Genomic DNA, 17,747 nt, shown 5'->3' with positions numbered 1-17,747 from the left:
GATCAATGCATTGGATTAGAAGCTGTCGCCCGGCACGCGCACCGTACCCTCCATCAGTACACGTGCGCTGCGGCTCATAATGGCCTGATCAATCTGCCAACGCCCGTCAATCAGATTGGCCTCAGCGCCCACACGCAAGCTGCCCGAAGGATGGCCAAACGTGACCGACTGACGCTTGCCGCCCCCGGCCGTCAAGTTAACCAGCGTGCCTTCAATGGCCGCGGCGGCGGCAATGGCTACGGCGGCGGTGCCCATCATGGCGTGATGCAATTTACCCATGGAAAGCGCCCGCACCACCAGATCGATATCGTCAGCGTTAACGGCCTGACCGCTCGATGCGACGTAATCAACCGGCGGCCCAACAAACGCTACCTTGGGCGTATGCTGGCGGCTGGCGGCTTCGCTGATATCACTGATCAGCCCCATACGCACAGCGCCATGGACACGAATCGTCTCAAACATGCTTAGTGCTTGGCTGTCGCCATTGATGGCTTCCTGTAGCTCGGTACCGCGATAACCAATATCGGCGGCATTAATAAATACCGTGGGGATACCAGCATTGATAAGCGTCGCTTTCAGAATACCCACGCCCGGCACATCGAGGTCATCCATCAGGTTGCCGGTGGGGAAAATCGCCCCCTCGCCGTCAGCCGGGTCCATAAAGGCCACAGGAATTTCGGCGGCGGGAAAGGTCACGCCATCCAGCTCGAAATCACCAGTCTCCTGAACCTCCCCATTCACGATAGGCACCTGCGATACGATGGTTTTCTGGATATTTACCTGCCAGATTCTCACCTCGACCACACCGTTTTCAGGCACGCGTGCCGGATCAACCAAGCCATTCGCTATGGCAAATGGGCCCACCGCCGCCGAAAGATTGCCGCAGTTGCCGCTCCAATCCACGTAGGGCTTATCGATAGACACTTGGCCAAACACATAGTCCACATCGTGATCAGGCGAGTGGCTTTTGGAAAGAATGACCGTTTTACTGGTGCTTGAGGTCGCGCCGCCCATACCGTCAATCTGTTTTTCGTAAGGGTCGGGGCTTCCAATCACACGCTGCAGCAGCTTGTCTCGCGCCTCGCCCGGCATCTGAGCGGCCTGGGGTAAATCGCTTAATTTAAAAAACACGCCTTTGCTGGTGCCGCCACGCATATAGGTAGCGGGAATTTTTATTTGCGGCACATGGCGTACGTTGACTACATCGGTCATCCTGTTTACTCCAAAAAATAACCCGGCACTTAGGCAGCCGTTGACTCGAGAAAGTCCTGAGCAAAGCGCTGCAGCACACCACCGGCGGCGTAAATTGATACTTCCTCAGCGGTATCCAGGCGGCACTTGACCGCTACGCGCTCACTGCCCCCGCTTTGGCGATGGATCACCAGCGTCAGCATCGCGCCCGGCGAGACAGCCCCCTCAACATCAAAGGTTTCGGTGCCATCCAAGCCTAGTGTCGTGCGCGTGGTTCCCGGCTCAAACTCCAGCGGCATTACGCCCATGCCAATCAAGTTAGTGCGATGAATGCGCTCAAAACCTTCCGCCGCAATGGCTTCCACACCAGCAAGCGCCACGCCTTTGGCAGCCCAGTCCCGCGAGGACCCCTGACCATAATCGGCGCCAGCAATAATGATTAGCGGCTGCTTACGCGCCATGTAGGTTTCGATAGCTTCCCACATGCGGGTCACTTCACCTTCAGGCTCGACCCGTGCCAGAGACCCCTGTTTTACATTGCCATCGGCATCGCGAACCATTTCGTTAAACAGCTTGGGATTGGCGAAGGTCGCGCGCTGAGCGGTGAGATGGTCCCCGCGGTGAGTCGCGTAGGAGTTGAAGTCCTCCTCCGGCAGGCCCATTTTCGCCAGGTACTCACCCGCCGCGCTATTAAGCTGAATGGCGTTGGAAGGCGATAGGTGATCGGTGGTGATATTGTCCGGCAAGATTGCCAGCGGCCGCATGCCTTTCAAGGTACGCTCTTTCGCCATATTGCCCTCCCAGTAAGGTGGGCGACGAATGTAGGTACTCTGGGGGCGCCAGTCGTATAGCGGATTAACCTGAGCACGCGCGCTTTTATCAATATCGAACATGGGGATATAGGTCTGGCGGAACTGCTCGGGCTTCACCGATGCTTTTACAATGGCGTCGATCTCTTCATCCGCTGGCCAGATATCTTTCAAGGTAACGGGATTTCCCGCCTGGTCGATGCCCAGCACGTCTTTTTCAATATCAAAGCGGATAGTGCCTGCAATGGCGTAAGCAACCACTAAAGGCGGCGAAGCCAAAAAGGCCTGCTGGGCATAGGGGTGAATCCGCCCGTCAAAGTTGCGGTTACCGGAAAGCACCGCCGTGGCGTAAAGGTCTCGGTCAATGATTTCCTGCTGAATAACAGGGTCCAGCGCGCCAGACATGCCGTTACAGGTGGTGCAGGCATAGGCCACTACGCCAAATCCCAGGTTCTCCAGCTCATTCATCAAGCCGGCTTCTTCCAGGTACATCTTGACCGTTTTCGAACCGGGCGCCAGGGATGACTTTACCCAGGGTTTACGCAACAGGCCGAGCCGGTTGGCGTTGCGCGCGATTAACCCAGCCGCCACCATATTACGCGGGTTAGAGGTATTGGTGCAGCTCGTGATGGCGGCGATAATAACCGCACCATCAGGCATTTTACCGGCTTTCTCTTCTTCGCGAGCAGCCTCAAGCCCTACCGCAATACCGCGCTGAGCCAGCTCGGAGGTCGGCAGGTGCGCATGTGGGTTGGAAGGCCCTGCCAACGTCCGCGCAACCGATGAAAGATCAAAGCTCAGCACCCGCTCATACTCAACCTGCGTCAGGCTGTCCGCCCAAAGGCCGGTGTGCTTGGCATAGGTTTCGACCAGCGCCACCTGCTCATCTTCACGACCGGTAAGCTTCAGGTAATCGATGGTTTGACTGTCGATATAGAACATCGCCGCCGTGGCACCGTACTCGGGCGTCATGTTTGAAATCGTGGCACGGTCGCCGACCGTCAGCGCATCGGCGCCTTCGCCATAAAATTCCAGATAGGCACCGACCACGCGCTCTTTACGCAGAAACTCGGTGATCGCCAGCACCATATCGGTACCCGTGATACCCGGCTGCAGCTTGCCGGTCAGCTCTACACCGACGATATCCGGCAAGCGCATCATGGAAGCGCGCCCAAGCATGACGCTCTCAGCCTCCAGGCCACCCACGCCGACTGAAATAACCCCGAGCGCGTCCACCATGGGGGTATGGCTATCGGTGCCCACGCAGGTATCAGGATAAGCAATGCCGTCCCGGTTCTGCACTACCGGCGACATTTTCTCCAGATTGATCTGGTGCATGATGCCATTGCCAGGCGGGATAACATCAACGTTTTCAAAAGCCGTTTTGGTCCAGTTAATAAAGTGGAAGCGGTCATCATTGCGCCGGTCTTCAATGGCGCGGTTTTTCTCAAAGGCCCCCTCTTCAAAGCCCGGATGCTCTACTGCCAACGAATGATCGACAATCAGCTGAGTGGGCACAACGGGGTTAACCTTGGCCGGGTCACCGCCCTTTTCGGCGATGGCATCGCGCAGCCCGGCCAAATCAACCAGTGCCGTCTGGCCTAGAATATCGTGGCATACCACGCGTGCCGGGTACCACGGAAAATCAAGATCGCGCCGGCGCTCGATAAGCTGCTTAAGCGCGTCCGTCAGCAGCGCAGGATCACAGCGGCGTACCAATTGCTCTGCCAGCACGCGTGACGTGTAAGGGAGTGTGGCGTAGGCCCCTGGCTGAATATCCTCAACGGCTTGGCGCGCATTAAAGTAATCAAGCTCGGTGCCTGGCAGTGGTTGACGATATTGGCTATTCATAGCAAGCAAACTCATGAAAAGGGAGCTAAAAAAACGCCCGGCACGCAAGCTGCCGGGCTGCACGCTGATTAATCACGCGCCTCAATGGGGACCCATTCGCTTTTTTCAGGACCGATGTAGTCGGCGCTGGGACGGATAATCCGATTATTGGCCCGCTGCTCAAACACATGGGCAGCCCACCCGGTGAGCCGAGACATTACGAAAATCGGCGTGAACAGCTTGGTGGGGATATCCATAAAGTAATAGGCGCTGGCATGGAAAAAGTCTGCGTTGCAGAACAGCTTTTTCTCGCGCCACATCACTTCTTCGACCTTTTCAGATACGGGATAAAGCACCGTATCGCCTACATCGTCGGCCAGCTTTTTAGACCAGTGCTTGATAATCTCATTACGCGGATCAGACTCGCGATAGATCGCGTGGCCAAAGCCCATGATTTTGTCTTTGCGCTCAAGCATACCCATGATCTTGCTCTCGGCTTCTTCAGGCGATTGCCAATCCTCGATCATCGCCATTGCCGCTTCGTTCGCGCCACCATGCAATGGCCCGCGCAAAGAGCCGATAGCCCCGGTAACGCACGAATGCATATCCGAAAGCGTGGAGGCACACACCCGGGCGGTAAAGGTAGAGGCGTTAAACTCATGCTCGGCATACAGAATAAGCGAAACGTTCATGACCCGTGCATGCAGTTCGGAGGCCGGCTCGCCGCGCAGCATGTTAAGGAAATGACCACCTACCGAGTTATCGTCGGTTTGAGTATCGATACGCACGCCGTCGTGAGAGAAACGGTACCAGTAGCAGATAATCGACGGCAAGACGGCCAAAAGACGATCGGCAACGTCCTGCTGCTCGTCAAAACTCTCTTCGGTTTCAAGATTGCCCAGCATGGACGTGCCAGTCCGCATGACATCCATCGGGTGGGCGTCTTTAGGGATCTGCTCCAGCACAGTTTTGAGTGCCTCAGGCAGCCCACGCAGGCTTTTTAGCTTGCGGATGTAATGATCCAGCTCTGACTGATTGGGCAGCTTTCCTTTTAAGAGCAGGTAGGCGACTTCTTCAAATTTAGCCTTTTCGGCAAGCTCTTTGATATCAAATCCACGGTAAGTCAAACCTGAACCGGTTTTACCTACTGTACATAGCGCGGTGGTACCGGCGCTTTGGCCACGCAGTCCTGCACCTGTCACGGGTTTATCAGCCATGGTGTGTCTCCTGTCGCTACTTTTATTTTAAGTATGTATTAACGTCTGTAATCAAATAGCAGTTTGGTTACTGGTCGCTGCCTCGCTCGGCAAACAAAGCGTCCAGCTTCTGCTCGAAATCGTGGTAGTTAAGAAAATCGTAAAGTTCATCGCGTGTTTGCATGGTACTGACTACGTCTTTTTGATGACCGTTATCCAGTATGCTCTGGTAAACGTTTAGCGCTGCTGCATTCATGGCCCTAAACGCGGAGAGCGGGTAAAGCACCATGCGGCAGCCGACATCGCCAAGCTCTGCCTGAGTGAACAGTGGCGTTGCGCCAAACTCGGTAATATTGGCCAAAATGGGCGCATCGACTCGATCACAAAACGCCTGATAATCTGCAAGGGTATGCACGGCCTCGGCAAAGATGGCATCAGCCCCCGCGTCGACACATGCATTGGCGCGCTCAATAGCGGCATCAAGCCCCTCTTTCTGAAACGCATCGGTGCGGGCAATCAGGTAAAAGTCAGGATCCAAGCGAGCATCTGCGGCGGCTTTGATACGATCAACCATCTCGCCTTGGGAAACGATCGCTTTATTGGGCCGGTGGCCGCAGCGCTTTTGCGCAACCTGGTCTTCTAGATGAACGGCTGCAACACCAGCACGCTGCATCTCTTTGACAGCACGCGAAATATTAAACGCCCCACCCCATCCAGTATCGATATCCACCAGCAGCGGCAAGTCGGTGGCACCACAAATCCGGTGCGCATCCTCCACCACATCGTTCATGGTGGTCATGCCTAGATCAGGTAGGCCGAAGGAGGCATTTGCGACCCCGCCGCCGGAAAGATAGATCGCCTGGTGGCCCACACGTTCTGCCATCATTGCTGTGTAAGCATTGATAGTACCCAGTATGGCAAGCGGACGATTAGCTTCCAGGGCGGCTTTAAAACGGGCGCCGGGGGTGCGGGTCGACATTAGCGTTTACTCCTGACAGGTAGTGGATGGCATGCCGGATGACTCAGCAGGCTCTGATGATAAATCTGATGATTCCGAAGATTGCTGTTTGAGAATCGCGGCATAGCGGTCAGCAACGTTGGCACGCGAAGCACTGACGTGGCGACGCATCAATAGCTCGGCAAGCTCGGCATCACCCGCTTCAATCGCATCCACGATCCGATGGTGCTCAACAAAGGCGCGCTGGGGGCGCGTACCGCTGGCACTAAACTGCGTGCGGTAAAGGCGGACTAGATAATAAAGGTCGTTACACAGCAGACTCATCAACATCTTGTTATGGCTGCCTTGCACAATGCGATAATGAAAATCGAGATCGCCTTCACGCTGATAGTAAGCCTCGCCGCGTTTTAAATCGGCCTGACCTTCATGCAGGGCCAGCACATCGCGCAGGCCCTGTATTTCTTCTGCAGACATATGTTCCGCGGCCAACCTTGCCGCCATGCTTTCCAACGCTTCACGGACGTCAAACAGCTCAATTAACTCTTTCATTGATAGCTTAACTACGCGCGCGCCAACGTGCGGTACACGCTCAATTAGCCGGTGGGACTCTAAACGTCGCATCGCTTCACGTAGCGGGCCGCGAGAAATACCGTAGGTTTTCGAAAGCCCCGGTTCGGTAATTTTGCTCCCCGGCGCCAAAACGCCACGCACAATATCGCTCTGCAACTGATGAAATACCCGTTCGGCTAGCGTTCGCACTTCAGGCGGTGCCATTTCAAGCGGCGAATCAACAGAATAAGGGGCACTAATGGGTGAGCTCATGGGTAATTGTCGACAATTAGAAAAAGTATCCAAACTTTAGCTGTGCGCCTGACTAGCGTCAACCATAGAATACTGGCGATTTAATGCATCTTTGGTTGTACGCAAAAAGTCTATTGCATCCATCAGTGTCAACAATCTAGCGGTAGCCGTAAGAAGTTTGCCAATCACACCTCTGGTGTCGGTGTTCAACGCCCTTTAATATAAGCAGCCTTTTACCGGCGAGGCGCTTGCTACATGACCACGGCATTGTCGATTTTTACGCTGCCCTACTCTTCTGACCCGCTAGCGCTGTTTGATGCGCTTCGCCAGCGTCCAGGTGCGGTACTTTTGGATAGTGGTCGCCCCGTTGCTCAGGGCCGCTACGATATTCTGAGTAGCGACCCCTTAGCGACACTAGAAATAGACGCTAGGGGAAAGTCGGTACTGGCGAGCGATCAGCTTGATATAACGAACCTGCCCTCCGGCGATTGCTTTACCCACCAGCAGTGGCTGTTAAACAAGTTACCCTCCCAGGCCACTCAGGCGAATCAAAGCGCTATACACAACGAGCTGCCCTTTATGGGCGGACTGATCGGCTACTGGGGCTATGACTTGGGGCGTTCACAGGCAACCCACTACCAACCCAGGATTACCGACCTTCCTCAGGCGCGTCTGGGCCTTTATGATTGGTGCATTACTCTTGATCACGTGGCTCAGCAGGCTTGGCTAATAGCCACCCCGCAGCGCCGAGATCAGGTAGTAGAGTGGTTAAGCCAGGAACCGCCCAAACGGGCTCCATTTACCTTAACTGCCCCCTTTCAAGCAGGGTTGAGCTACAGCGATTACGCTGAGCGCTTTAAAGCCGTTCAGCGCTACATTCTGGCGGGCGACTGCTATCAGATTAATCTTGCCCAGCGATTTTCTGCCACTTATCAGGGCGATGAATGGCAGGCCTATTTGCGTTTACGCAAAGCCACGCCCACACCGTTCTCGGGCTTCATGGCTTGGGGCCAACAGGCCGTCCTTTCCCTTTCACCTGAACGCTTTATTCAAAGTAAAAATGGAGCGGTCGAAGCTCGTCCTATAAAAGGAACCCGGCCGCGCGGCGCAACGGTCGATGAGGATCTTGCCCTGGCAAATGCGCTAACGAGCAGCCTTAAAGATCGCGCTGAAAATGTGATGATCGTTGATTTACTGCGCAATGATCTAGGCCGCGTATGCATGCCGGGCAGCATTAATGTTCCCCAGCTGTGCAAGTTAGAAAGCTACCCTAATGTACATCATCTGGTGAGCGTAGTGCGTGGGCAGCTAGCGCCCGGCGCCTCACCGCTTGCCTTACTGGCGGCGGCTTTTCCCGGCGGTTCGATTACCGGCGCGCCGAAAGTGCGCGCCATGCAAATTATCGCCGAGCTTGAGCCGTGTCAGCGCAGCGTGTACTGCGGAAGCATGGGATACGTTGATATACGTGGCAGCATGGACACCTCTATTACCATTCGCACCTTAGTGGCTGATGCCGGAACACTACACGTGTGGGGCGGCGGCGGCCTGGTGGCTGACTCAACACTGGATGAAGAGTATGTCGAGACACTAGATAAAATCCGCCACCTTATAAAGTCATTAACCTAAGCCATAGGTTTTTTTTAAATCAAAAAGGAATATAAAAGCCAAACCAAACGGTATTGGGGGAATATGCTTGCAGTTTGATAGCCTAACAGCATGGTTCATCAACATGACAAGGAGGCGACATGACTTCATCGCTTGAAGCGATCAACCGCGACTTCGGCAACAATCCACAAGCCCTTATTGAGTGGGCGCTGGCCCAAGGTGAACGCCCCATTTGCACGACCAACTTTCGTCCGTTTGAAGCGGTTATTCTGCATATGGTGACTCAAGTGCGCCCAGATATGCCGATTGTGTGGATGGACAGTGGCTATAACACCGAAGCTACGTATCAGTTTGCCGACGCAGTAATTAAGCGCCTGAACCTGAACATGGTGAATTTTCTGCCCAAACGCACTCGGGCCCACCGCGAAGCGTTGGAAGGCCCTATGCCTGGCATTGATGACCCGCGCCACGCGGCCTTTACTCAAGAGGTTAAAATCGAACCGTTTGAGCGTGCGTTGAGTGAAATGCGCCCCGATATATGGTTTACGGCACTACGTGCAGAAGACACGCCCGAGCGCGCCAAGATGCAACCGATTAGCCGCAATAGCGATGGTCTGGTGAAGGTGGCCCCGCTGCTTCACTGGTCGGCCAAAGAGATGTACCAATACCTGCAAGCCCACGATCTTCCCAATAACTTTGATTACTTTGACCCCACCAAAGTGGAAGAGAAGCGCGAGTGCGGGCTGCATTTACAGCACTAATCTTCATGCTGAGCTTTAATACTAAGTTGCAGTACTGATTTGCATTACGAATCTTCAGCACTAGGCTATAGCGGCTAATTTAAGCACTGAATAAGCCGCTCACTTAGCTATCGGCTGTCTGTGGCCATTGAGCAGACGCAAGCGCCGCTGGCTAAGTGAGCTTTTAACTCATCGGGCTTATTCAATAAATCAGTGCTCAGGGAGGTCGATCCCTTCAAACAGTGACTGCTCAAAACGCGGCCCAGCGATTAACGCTTCATCGACCCGATCACGGGTAAGGTGCGGTGCAAATCGCGCTAGGAAGTCGTACATATAGCCGCGCATAAAGGTGCCCCGTCGAATGCCGATCTTGGTTGTAGAGCTGGCAAACAGATGACTGGCGTCCAAGGCAACCAGATCCTCGTCCAGCGTATCGTCGACGGCCATATGCGCCACGATGCCCACGCCCATCCCGAGGCGTACGTAGGTTTTAATCACGTCGGCGTCGGCGGCGGTAAGCACCACGTTGGGCGTTAGCCCTTGCGCTTTGAAGGCATCATCAAGCTGCGAGCGACCGGTAAAACCAAACACGTACGTCACTAGCGGATGCGCGGCCAATGCTTCCAGAGTTAAAGGTCCGTTCAGAGAGGCGAGCGGATGATCTTTAGGTACCAGGGCGCAGCGGTTCCAGCGGTAGCAAGGCAAGAGCACCAGATCCGTAAATAGCTCCAAGGATTCGGTGGCAATTGCGAAATCCGCCTGCCCCTCACTCACCATCTGGGCAATCTGCTTGGGTGTACCCTGCTGCATATGCAAGGCAACTTCCGGGTACTTCAGCGTAAATTCACTGATAATAGGCGGTAACGCATAGCGTGCCTGAGTATGGGTCGTGGCAATTGATAAACTGCCGCGGCGCTCATCACTATGCTCCTGGGCTACCTGCTTAATATTTTCAGCGAGCTTAAGCACCTGCCCCGCCAGATCAATGATCGATTGGCCCGCGGGCGTTACACGGGTTAAGTGCTTTCCGCTACGCGCAAAAATCTCCACACCGAGCTCATCCTCTAGCAACCGTATCTGCTTTGAAATACCGGGCTGCGAGGTAAACAAGCTTTGTGCGGTGGCCGAAACATTTAAATTATGTCGGTTAACTTCCCAAATATAACGAAGTTGTTGTAGCTTCATATCGTCACCTCATTTTCTATACCGATCGCAGGCAGGTTTTCTTACGCAGATACCGCCTCTCCCGCTCGCCATAAAGCACTATTTAGAATAAAAAAAAATCTTATAATTCACTTATATTATAAAAGAAAGCGTCTATTAGCATCTATTAATTTCTTACATTACTAACAAATCAGTCGAGTATATTTGCCAGCAATCGCCACGCCCGCTACCATTTGCCGACTTGGCGCGATAAAAGTGAGCAGGTTATCGCGTAATGACCGTTGCTCCATTTGAGGCAACGAAACTGAAAGAGCAACGCAAACGGGAGAAGCAAATGGCTAATAATGTTGATGTCACCAATGCCAACTTTGAGCAAGAAGTCCTCAATGCCGAACAGCCTGTCCTGCTTAAATTCTGGGCGCCCTGGTGTGGCCCATGTAAAGTTATGGCACCGGTTGTAGATGAAGTAGCTGCTGAGCGTGGCGACAACTTAAAGGTTGTCAGTGTCAACGTTGACGATGCGCCGGAAATTGCCGCTGAGCAAGGCGTGCGCGGTGTTCCCACCGTTATGCTGTTCAAGTCTGGCACTAAAGTCGCTTCGCTGGTTGGCGCTCAATCCAAGTCTCAACTAACGCAATTCATCGACCAAAACGCTTGATGAAATTAGCCACCGCCGTTATCACCGGCGGTGGCTATGCACGAGCCTTGCTTGACCAGGCTTACTTTCTTGAATTAGCTGCCCGCCTTTATCTAGCTCTCCCCTTCTTTCAGATGTTCTTCGTGCTGATCATTATTTTTACGTTTCCAAGGCGCACGACCTGCATCCCGCTGGCTCAGATAGCGGCCGGTACGATGCTTTCCTGGACCTAGAAAGTGCGCAATCCAGCGTGTCTGCGGATGGCTATCCAGGGCAATCTTGAGCGTCATGGTCAATACCACCGAAAGCAGCATCCCCGCCGCACCAAAAATCCACCCCCATACCACCAGTGACAGAAACGCCACAAACGTTGAAAGCCCCAGCGCTTGACCCATGACGCGAGGCTCAATCAGATTTCCCAATACAAAATTAATGACCAAATAGGCGGAGGCCAGCAACAGCGCCTGAAATACCCCGCCATCTTGGGCAACCAGCAAGAGCAGAACCGGTGGAATCGCCGCCAGTGCCGAGCCGATATTGGGAATGAAGTTAAGTCCAAATGCCAACACACCCCACAGCAAAGGGAAATCAACCCCGACGATAAGGCAGGAGAGCCATACCAACACCCCGGTCGCCAGGCTGATGACCGTCTTTACCGCCAGGTAACGCTTTAGCGTTAAACTAAACTCGCTAAAACGTTTTAAGCTGGGCGCCGGGTTCTCAAGGGCCCGGGAAACTTTTTGGCGAAAATTAAGCGTCTCAAACAACATGAAAATGACCAGCAGCCCTACAATGATGCTTTGCATGATCAAGTTGCCCAGTTCGCCCAGCAGGGTAGCGATCCACGAGCCTTCTTCGTCCATTTGAAAAACGGCGCTAAGCTGATCAGGGTCAACCGCAAAGCCATGCATTGCCAGGGTGTTGAGCAAATCCCAATAGTGTTCGTATAGCCGCTCTTCTATATCAGGCAGCGCTGCCACAAAGGTGCTGAAGCTATTCACCACCAGCACGCCAATCAGCGATAGAAAGACCAATAAAACCAGTAGGGTTAAAAAGGCTGACATCCGCATGCTCAGGCCCCAACGATGCAGCCACTGCACGGGAGAGGTGCACACCACGGCGATAAACACCGCCAGCAGTAAAGGCACTAAAAGATCAGCGCCCATTTTCATTCCCGCAATAATGATCACCAGCGCGGCGAGCGCCAATGTGGCATGCAAGGGAATACTTCGGTAATCCTCATCCGACAATTGTGGCATAGCTTCATCCTTAGCTAGTTATCCGTACATAATGGCTGCAATCAGGACATTGCACAAACCGTGCAAGTAATAAGCAACTGTTTTACGTCACCTCTTTAAACAGGAACTTTCGCTTCTCCTACTATTCCAAGCAACGTCTACACTGTGATGACACCACTCTACTTTGCTATTCATTAAGGAAATTCCATGAACCCAACACCGGCACGTTTACCGCGTTTTCGCTATGGCCTATTAAGTGGCGCGCTGTTGGCGTTACTCAGCACACCGCTTGCCTTTGCCGCGCCACCCACTCCACCAAGCCTGAGCGTCCAGGCCCAGTCCTGGGTCGAAGTTGAACCAGACCAAGCTACGCTCACCGCCAGACTGTGGGAAAACACGCCCGCCGTCTCGTCAATGGAAGATACTGACAGCGAAGCGCTAGGTGAAGCTCGTGAGCGCCTTGAAAGCCGTGCCAGTGAACTGATCTCTGCCATCGAAGCATTAGGTATTGAGCGGCGTGCGATTAATGCGGGTTCTTTAAATGTTTACCCTGACCATGTGGCGGCACCGCGCAGCGAAAACGGTGATCAGGAAATGCTCCAGCGCACGCGTCTTGAGCGTCCGTTCAGCGTAGAGCTAACCGACCTTGATCAACTGGGTGAAGTCCTCAACGCGCTTATCGGAGTAGGCGTTAACGCGTTAGACGGCGTGCAGTTCGATTTGCAGGATAGAGACGCAGCGACCGATGAAGCCCTGGTAAAAGCGCTTGATAAGGCCCGCCACAAAGCTGACCTGATGGCGAGTACTCTGGAAGCCGAGCTGGGTCATGTTCAGCGTATTGAAGAGACACAGTCGCCGATTTTTCAGCCCCGCATGATGGCGATGCGTGCTGAAAGCGACGCCGCCAGTAGCGGTGCGCAAAGCGACTACAGCCCCGGCACCATTCGTATTGATGCCGGGGTAAACGTGGAGTGGACCCTTAAAGGGCCAGACGCTCCTGACCACGCAGATACGGACGTAGCGGCTCAGGAATAATCACCGAGCCATCCGCCTGCTGGTGGTTTTCAAGAACCGCCAGCAGGCAGCGGCCTACAGCCAAGCCTGAACCATTCAACGTATGCAGAAGCCGAGGCTTTTTCAACTCCGGATCGCGAAAACGCGCCTGCATGCGCCGCGCCTGAAAGTCCTCGCAGTTAGAAACCGATGAAATTTCCCGATAGGTTTCCTGGCTAGGCAGCCAAACTTCCAGATCGTAGGTTTTCGCTGCGCCAAAGCCCATATCACCGGTGCATAGGGTAACGACCCGATACGGAAGCTCCAAAGCCTGCAAAATCGCCTCAGCGTGACCACGCATTTCTTCAAGGGCCGCGTAGCTCTTCTCAGGTTCAACGATTTGCACCATTTCCACTTTATCAAACTGATGCTGGCGAATCATGCCGCGAGTATCGCGTCCGTGCGAACCGGCTTCGCTGCGAAAACATGGTGTGTGCGCGGTGAGCTTCATCGGTAACGCCGCCTGATCGACAATTTCATCGCGTACAAAATTGGTGAGCGGCACTTCTGACGTGGGAATCAGGTAGTACTCGCGCTCATCATCAAGCTTAAACAGATCTTCGCCAAACTTAGGCAACTGACCAGTTGCCATCAGCGAGTCGCTGTTGACCATATACGGCACGTAGCACTCTTCATAACCGTGCTGCTCGGTTTGGGTGTCCAACATAAACTGAGCCAGTGCACGGTGCAGCCGGGCAATCGGCCCACGCATTACGGCGAATCGCGCACCGGTTAGCTTAGCCGCCAACTCAAAATCCAGGTACCCGGATTTCTTGCCCAGATCAACGTGGTCGAGCACTTCAAAATCAAACGCGCGGGGCGTGCCCCAGCGGTGTAGCTCTACGTTATCATCTTCGTTTTTGCCTTCCGGCACGCTTTCATGGGGCAGGTTAGGAATTCCGCTGACGGCATCGTCCCACTCGGCCTGCACCTCAGCAAGCTCGCGTTTTGCGCTATCCAAACGTTCGCCCAGGTCGCTCACGCTATCTAACAGCGGCTGGATATCTTCCCCATTCGCTTTGGCCTTGCCAATGGCTTTGGAACGCGTGTTGCGCTCGCTCTGCAACTGCTCGGTCTGGGTTTGCAATTCACGGCGGCGCGACTCCAGCGACTGCAGTCCCTCTTTATCCAGCATGAAGCCGCGACGAGCTAGTTGTTGCGCAGCCGCGTCCAGATCACCGCGCAGCAGTTTCGGATCGAGCATAAGTTATCCCTTAGCCTGAATTCAGTTAAACACGACGCCAAACGCCTGCATCAAAGCCACCTATTGTAGGCAAAAGCGTGGCATGGGGCTATGGGGGTTTCCTACCTCGCGCTCAAGCTTGAGCATCTCAGCCCTTTTGCGATCCGTTTTGCTTATAGCGCCGCCTACCGACATCCCCGCCCCTCGCGTGAAAAGTGGTAAAGTGCGCGCCGAATCGTTATCCAGCGCTTCTTTTTCGATCAACTTTTAAAGCACAGCAAGGAGGATATGCCCGTGAGCACATCACAAGGCGCATTCGGATGGTGGCGAGGCATTGCCCTATGGAAAAAAATTCTCGCAGGCCTAGCACTGGGGATATTGGCTGGCGCGTTACTGGGTGAAAATGCCAGCCTCTTTAAACCACTGGGCGATATTTTCATCAATGCGATAATGATGTTGATCGTGCCCCTGGTGTTTTCCACGCTGATCGTGGGCATAACCTCAATGCGCGACCCGCAAAAAATGGGGCGCATCGGCGCGCGCACTATTGGGCTTTATCTTCTCACTACGGCGTTTGCGATCAGCATCGGCCTGTTACTTTCTACTCTGCTTCAGCCCGGCGCGGGCGTTAATATAAGTTTTGATGGTAGTGTCGATGCAAGCGAGGCGCCGACACTCGCGTCTATTTTAATTGATCTGGTTCCCCGTAATCCTATTGATGCGCTGGCCAATGGCAATATTCTGCAGATTATCGTGTTTGCCATCGGCCTGGGTATTTCGCTCACACTGATTGGTAAGAAAGGTGAGCCGCTGGTCGTTGTGTTCGATAGCTTTGCCGAAGCGATGTACAAACTCACCGGTATTGTTATGGCGTTTGCGCCTTTTGGCGTCTTTGGCCTTATCGCCCATGTGTCCGGCCAATACGGGTTAGAAATCCTTCTGCCCCTCGCCAAGCTAATTGGCGTGGTGTACCTCGCCAGTGCGCTGCATGTTCTGGTGGTTTATTCAGGCTTTATCAGCCTGTTGGGAAGGCTTAATCCGGCTCGTTATCTTCAAGGTAGCCTGGATGCCATGATGGTGGCATTCTCCTCGGCCTCATCAGCAGGCTCGCTGCCCGTATCGATTCGCTGCGCACAACAGAACCTGGGTGTTTCTGAAGGTGTCTCCGGCTTTGTACTTCCCGTCGGGGCGACTATCAATATGGACGGCACGGCGCTTTATCAGGGCGTCGTCGTCCTGTTTATTGCCCAGATGTTAGGTATTGAGCTAAGCCTGGTCGACTACGGCATGATTGTGGCAACCGGCACCCTCGCCTCTATCGGCACGGCCGGCGTACCCGGCGCGGGCCTGATTATGCTATCGATTGTAATGGCGCAAATCGGTCTGCCGCTTGAAGCGATTGCTGTGGTAGCGGGTATTGATCGGATCCTCGATATGGCGCGTACCAGTGTGAACGTGGCGGGCGACATTATGGTCACGACCCTGGTAGGCAAAAGCGAGGGTGAATTGAACCTTGATATCTATAACGCCGATAATAAAGCGTAACTGGCGTAGCCAAGACCTAGACCACGACAAAGCAAGCCAAGAGTTTCTGCAACCTGCCCAGGTTGCAGAAACTCACTAGCCCAAGGAACGCACAATGACTAATCGCCTTGAACAGGTAATAAACGCGTTGGATCAACTCCACAGCGAAGACCCGCAAGCGGTTAACGTTGATGGCGAGTCGGTGGCGGCCGAACTGCTTTATGCACAGCGCATGAGCGCATGGCTTACCACGCTTACCCAATCCCCTGGGGAGTGCCTGCAAATCTCTGTGCGAGCCCAACACTTACAACGCTGGCAAGTAACGCGCGAAGAGTACCCTGAAGGCCGCGTGGGGTATTTAACCTGGCGACGTGACCAGGGTATACGTGCTGGCGAGACTACCGCACTGCTGATGAGTGAAGCAGGCTACTCTGCCGAAGATGCCGCGCGGGTTGCTACTATTATCAACAAGAAAGGGTTAGGCCGTGATCCAGACGTACAGGCTCTTGAAGACTGTGCCTGCCTGGTATTTTTAGAGAACTACTTTGCCGACTTTTCACGCAAGGTCGAGCACGACCACATGCTGCGGATTATTCAAAAAACCTGGCGCAAAATGTCTCCGCAAGCACATGAACTAGCGCTTGGCCTGCCCATGTCGGCTAGCTCTGCCGCGCTGGTCAAAGAGGCCTTAAGCTAAGCACCTCTCACAAGAGTGCAGCTAAACAAACGCTGCGGTAAAGTAGCGCTCTTTCTTTTTTATGCCCTGGCACTGACGGCTTGAACGATTATGATTGCATCTCTGGACTCTCGTACCGCCCCGTTTAAACGCTTAGGCACCCATTACCTGCGCTTTCTGGAAGCCCTAAAGACCCGCGGCTTTGACGGCGAGATTGCCCCTGATTACGCCCAGCGCACGGTACTGGCAACGGATAATTCGATTTACCAGCGCTTGCCCCAGGCGGTGGTCTTTCCTCGTCATGCTGAGGACCTGGAGCGTCTTGCCAAGCTGGCGGCCGAGATGCCTTACCGCGAAGTAGTACTTACCCCACGCGGCGGCGGCACCGGCACCAACGGCCAATCGCTGACCGACGGTATCGTGGTGGATGTTTCCCGGCATATGAATCAGGTACTGGAGATTGATGTGGCGGCCCGCCGGGTGCGGGTACAGGCCGGGGTCGTGAAAGACCAGCTGAACGCCGCGCTAAAACCCCATGGCCTGTTCTTTGCCCCCGAGCTCTCCACCTCCAACCGCGCCACCCTCGGCGGCATGATCTCCACCGATGCCAGCGGCCAGGGCAGCTGTGCCTATGGTAAAACCCGCAATCACGTGCTGGAACTCGACACGGTGCTGCTCGGTGGCCAGCATCTACATAGCCGCGCGCTGAGTGCCGAGGATGAGCAACACGCCTGCCAGCAGGCGGGCATCGTCGGTCGTGTTCACCAGACGGCCACGGCCATTATTGACCAACAGCGCGCGCTGATTGAGGCGACCTTCCCGCCGCTGAACCGCTGCCTGACCGGCTACGACCTGGCCCACTTACGCGACGCCGCCGGCCAGCTTAATCTCAATAGCCTGCTGTGCGGTTCGGAAGGCTCGCTGGGGCTTCTGAATGAAGCCGTCCTCAACGTACTGCCGATTCCCAAGTACGCCACGCTGGTCAACGTGCGCTACCCAAGCTTTATGGCAGCCCTGCGCGACGCCAAGGCGCTGATGGCAAATGCCGAGCCCATCTCGATTGAAACCATCGACGATACGGTGCTGACGCTGGCCATGGAGGACTTCGTCTGGGACAGCGTGGCTGAGTTCTTCCCCGCCAC

The 17,747-nt window shown here is 54.4% G+C and carries 15 protein-coding genes; 7 read left to right on the top strand and 8 right to left on the bottom strand.

What is annotated here, in order from left to right; all coding sequences use genetic code 11:
• Nucleotides 1-15: 15 nt before the first annotated feature.
• The 5 genes from prpF to INT33_RS12620 all read right to left on the bottom strand — a co-directional run bounded on the left by prpF (nt 16) and on the right by INT33_RS12620 (nt 6,806).
• A complete protein-coding gene (gene prpF / locus INT33_RS12640; RefSeq protein ID WP_193092029.1) occupies nt 16-1,212 on the bottom strand; it encodes a 2-methylaconitate cis-trans isomerase PrpF in 1,197 nt (398 codons plus the stop codon).
• A gap of 29 nt (nt 1,213-1,241) precedes the next feature.
• On the bottom strand, nt 1,242-3,851 hold the full coding sequence (gene acnD, locus INT33_RS12635) for a Fe/S-dependent 2-methylisocitrate dehydratase AcnD (RefSeq protein WP_193092028.1): 2,610 nt from the start codon (nt 3,849-3,851) through the stop codon (nt 1,242-1,244).
• A 68-nt stretch (nt 3,852-3,919) separates the two neighbouring features.
• Nucleotides 3,920-5,047, bottom strand: coding sequence for a bifunctional 2-methylcitrate synthase/citrate synthase (prpC, locus tag INT33_RS12630; protein WP_192539410.1), 1,128 nt, complete (start codon nt 5,045-5,047; stop codon nt 3,920-3,922).
• A 67-nt stretch (nt 5,048-5,114) separates the two neighbouring features.
• Complete coding sequence (prpB, locus tag INT33_RS12625) at nt 5,115-6,005, bottom strand: methylisocitrate lyase (RefSeq protein WP_193092027.1); 891 nt, start codon at nt 6,003-6,005, stop codon at nt 5,115-5,117.
• Nucleotides 6,006-6,011: 6 nt separating this feature from the next.
• A complete protein-coding gene (locus INT33_RS12620) occupies nt 6,012-6,806 on the bottom strand; it encodes a GntR family transcriptional regulator (RefSeq protein WP_192539412.1) in 795 nt (264 codons plus the stop codon).
• A gap of 234 nt (nt 6,807-7,040) precedes the next feature.
• Here INT33_RS12620 and pabB point away from each other — a divergent pair, with 234 nt between their 5' ends.
• Complete coding sequence (gene pabB / locus INT33_RS12615) at nt 7,041-8,411, top strand: aminodeoxychorismate synthase component I (protein ID WP_192539413.1); 1,371 nt, start codon at nt 7,041-7,043, stop codon at nt 8,409-8,411.
• A gap of 119 nt (nt 8,412-8,530) precedes the next feature.
• Nucleotides 8,531-9,151 (top strand): phosphoadenosine phosphosulfate reductase domain-containing protein, encoded by a 621-nt coding sequence (locus INT33_RS12610; protein WP_193092026.1) that lies wholly within the window; start codon nt 8,531-8,533, stop codon nt 9,149-9,151.
• A gap of 189 nt (nt 9,152-9,340) precedes the next feature.
• Here INT33_RS12610 and cysB read toward each other — a convergent pair whose 3' ends face one another.
• Complete coding sequence (gene cysB / locus INT33_RS12605) at nt 9,341-10,315, bottom strand: HTH-type transcriptional regulator CysB (protein ID WP_192539415.1); 975 nt, start codon at nt 10,313-10,315, stop codon at nt 9,341-9,343.
• A gap of 253 nt (nt 10,316-10,568) precedes the next feature.
• On the opposite strand from cysB, the gene trxA reads away from it, so the two are divergent.
• Nucleotides 10,569-10,952, top strand: coding sequence for a thioredoxin (gene trxA / locus INT33_RS12600; RefSeq protein ID WP_193092025.1), 384 nt, complete (start codon nt 10,569-10,571; stop codon nt 10,950-10,952).
• Nucleotides 10,953-11,044: 92 nt separating this feature from the next.
• On the opposite strand, the gene INT33_RS12595 is transcribed toward trxA, so the two are convergent.
• The gene (locus INT33_RS12595) at nt 11,045-12,190 is read right to left on the bottom strand and encodes an AI-2E family transporter (RefSeq protein WP_192539417.1); all 1,146 of its coding nucleotides are present in this window, start codon (nt 12,188-12,190) and stop codon (nt 11,045-11,047) included.
• A gap of 186 nt (nt 12,191-12,376) precedes the next feature.
• Between INT33_RS12595 and INT33_RS12590 the strand changes: the two genes are divergently transcribed.
• The gene (locus INT33_RS12590) at nt 12,377-13,204 is read left to right on the top strand and encodes an SIMPL domain-containing protein (RefSeq protein WP_193092024.1); all 828 of its coding nucleotides are present in this window, start codon (nt 12,377-12,379) and stop codon (nt 13,202-13,204) included.
• On the opposite strand, the gene serS is transcribed toward INT33_RS12590, so the two are convergent.
• Nucleotides 13,149-14,426 carry a serine--tRNA ligase gene (gene serS / locus INT33_RS12585; RefSeq protein ID WP_193092023.1) on the bottom strand — a complete coding sequence of 426 codons (1,278 nt, stop codon included), beginning with the start codon at nt 14,424-14,426 and terminating at the stop codon, nt 13,149-13,151. The genes INT33_RS12590 and serS overlap by 56 nt on opposite strands.
• Nucleotides 14,427-14,693: 267 nt before the next feature.
• Between serS and INT33_RS12580 the strand changes: the two genes are divergently transcribed.
• From INT33_RS12580 to INT33_RS12570, 3 genes are all read left to right on the top strand, one after another.
• On the top strand, nt 14,694-15,950 hold the full coding sequence (locus tag INT33_RS12580; RefSeq protein WP_192539420.1) for a dicarboxylate/amino acid:cation symporter: 1,257 nt from the start codon (nt 14,694-14,696) through the stop codon (nt 15,948-15,950).
• 94 nt (nt 15,951-16,044) lie between these two features.
• Entirely contained in the window at nt 16,045-16,626 is a 582-nt protein-coding gene (locus INT33_RS12575) for a DUF4202 domain-containing protein (RefSeq protein ID WP_193092022.1), read from the top strand.
• Nucleotides 16,627-16,716: 90 nt separating this feature from the next.
• Nucleotides 16,717-17,747 (top strand): FAD-binding oxidoreductase (locus INT33_RS12570; RefSeq protein ID WP_193092021.1); only part of this gene is annotated, 1,031 nt, incomplete at its 3' end.

Source organism: Halomonas colorata, assembly GCF_014897985.1.
In the GTDB taxonomy this organism is placed as follows: domain Bacteria; phylum Pseudomonadota; class Gammaproteobacteria; order Pseudomonadales; family Halomonadaceae; genus Vreelandella; species Vreelandella colorata.
The sequence above is the reverse complement of the archived record's forward strand: the minus strand, read 5'-3'. Positions and strand labels throughout refer to the sequence as shown.

Bases quoted from the DNA above. Each gene is read 5' to 3' on its own strand.
- prpC (WP_192539410.1), bottom strand. From the start codon at position 5,047: ATGGCTGATAAACCCGTGACAGGTGCAGGACTGCGTGGCCAAAGCGCC.
- INT33_RS12575 (WP_193092022.1), top strand. From the start codon at position 16,045: ATGACTAATCGCCTTGAACAGGTAATAAACGCGTTGGATCAACTCCAC.
- serS (WP_193092023.1), bottom strand. From the start codon at position 14,426: ATGCTCGATCCGAAACTGCTGCGCGGTGATCTGGACGCGGCTGCGCAA.
- acnD (WP_193092028.1), bottom strand. From the start codon at position 3,851: ATGAATAGCCAATATCGTCAACCACTGCCAGGCACCGAGCTTGATTAC.
- prpB (WP_193092027.1), bottom strand. From the start codon at position 6,005: ATGTCGACCCGCACCCCCGGCGCCCGTTTTAAAGCCGCCCTGGAAGCT.
- cysB (WP_192539415.1), bottom strand. From the start codon at position 10,315: ATGAAGCTACAACAACTTCGTTATATTTGGGAAGTTAACCGACATAAT.
- INT33_RS12580 (WP_192539420.1), top strand. From the start codon at position 14,694: ATGCCCGTGAGCACATCACAAGGCGCATTCGGATGGTGGCGAGGCATT.
- pabB (WP_192539413.1), top strand. From the start codon at position 7,041: ATGACCACGGCATTGTCGATTTTTACGCTGCCCTACTCTTCTGACCCG.
- INT33_RS12595 (WP_192539417.1), bottom strand. From the start codon at position 12,190: ATGCCACAATTGTCGGATGAGGATTACCGAAGTATTCCCTTGCATGCC.
- trxA (WP_193092025.1), top strand. From the start codon at position 10,569: ATGACCGTTGCTCCATTTGAGGCAACGAAACTGAAAGAGCAACGCAAA.
- prpF (WP_193092029.1), bottom strand. From the start codon at position 1,212: ATGACCGATGTAGTCAACGTACGCCATGTGCCGCAAATAAAAATTCCC.
- INT33_RS12620 (WP_192539412.1), bottom strand. From the start codon at position 6,806: ATGAGCTCACCCATTAGTGCCCCTTATTCTGTTGATTCGCCGCTTGAA.
- INT33_RS12610 (WP_193092026.1), top strand. From the start codon at position 8,531: ATGACTTCATCGCTTGAAGCGATCAACCGCGACTTCGGCAACAATCCA.
- INT33_RS12590 (WP_193092024.1), top strand. From the start codon at position 12,377: ATGAACCCAACACCGGCACGTTTACCGCGTTTTCGCTATGGCCTATTA.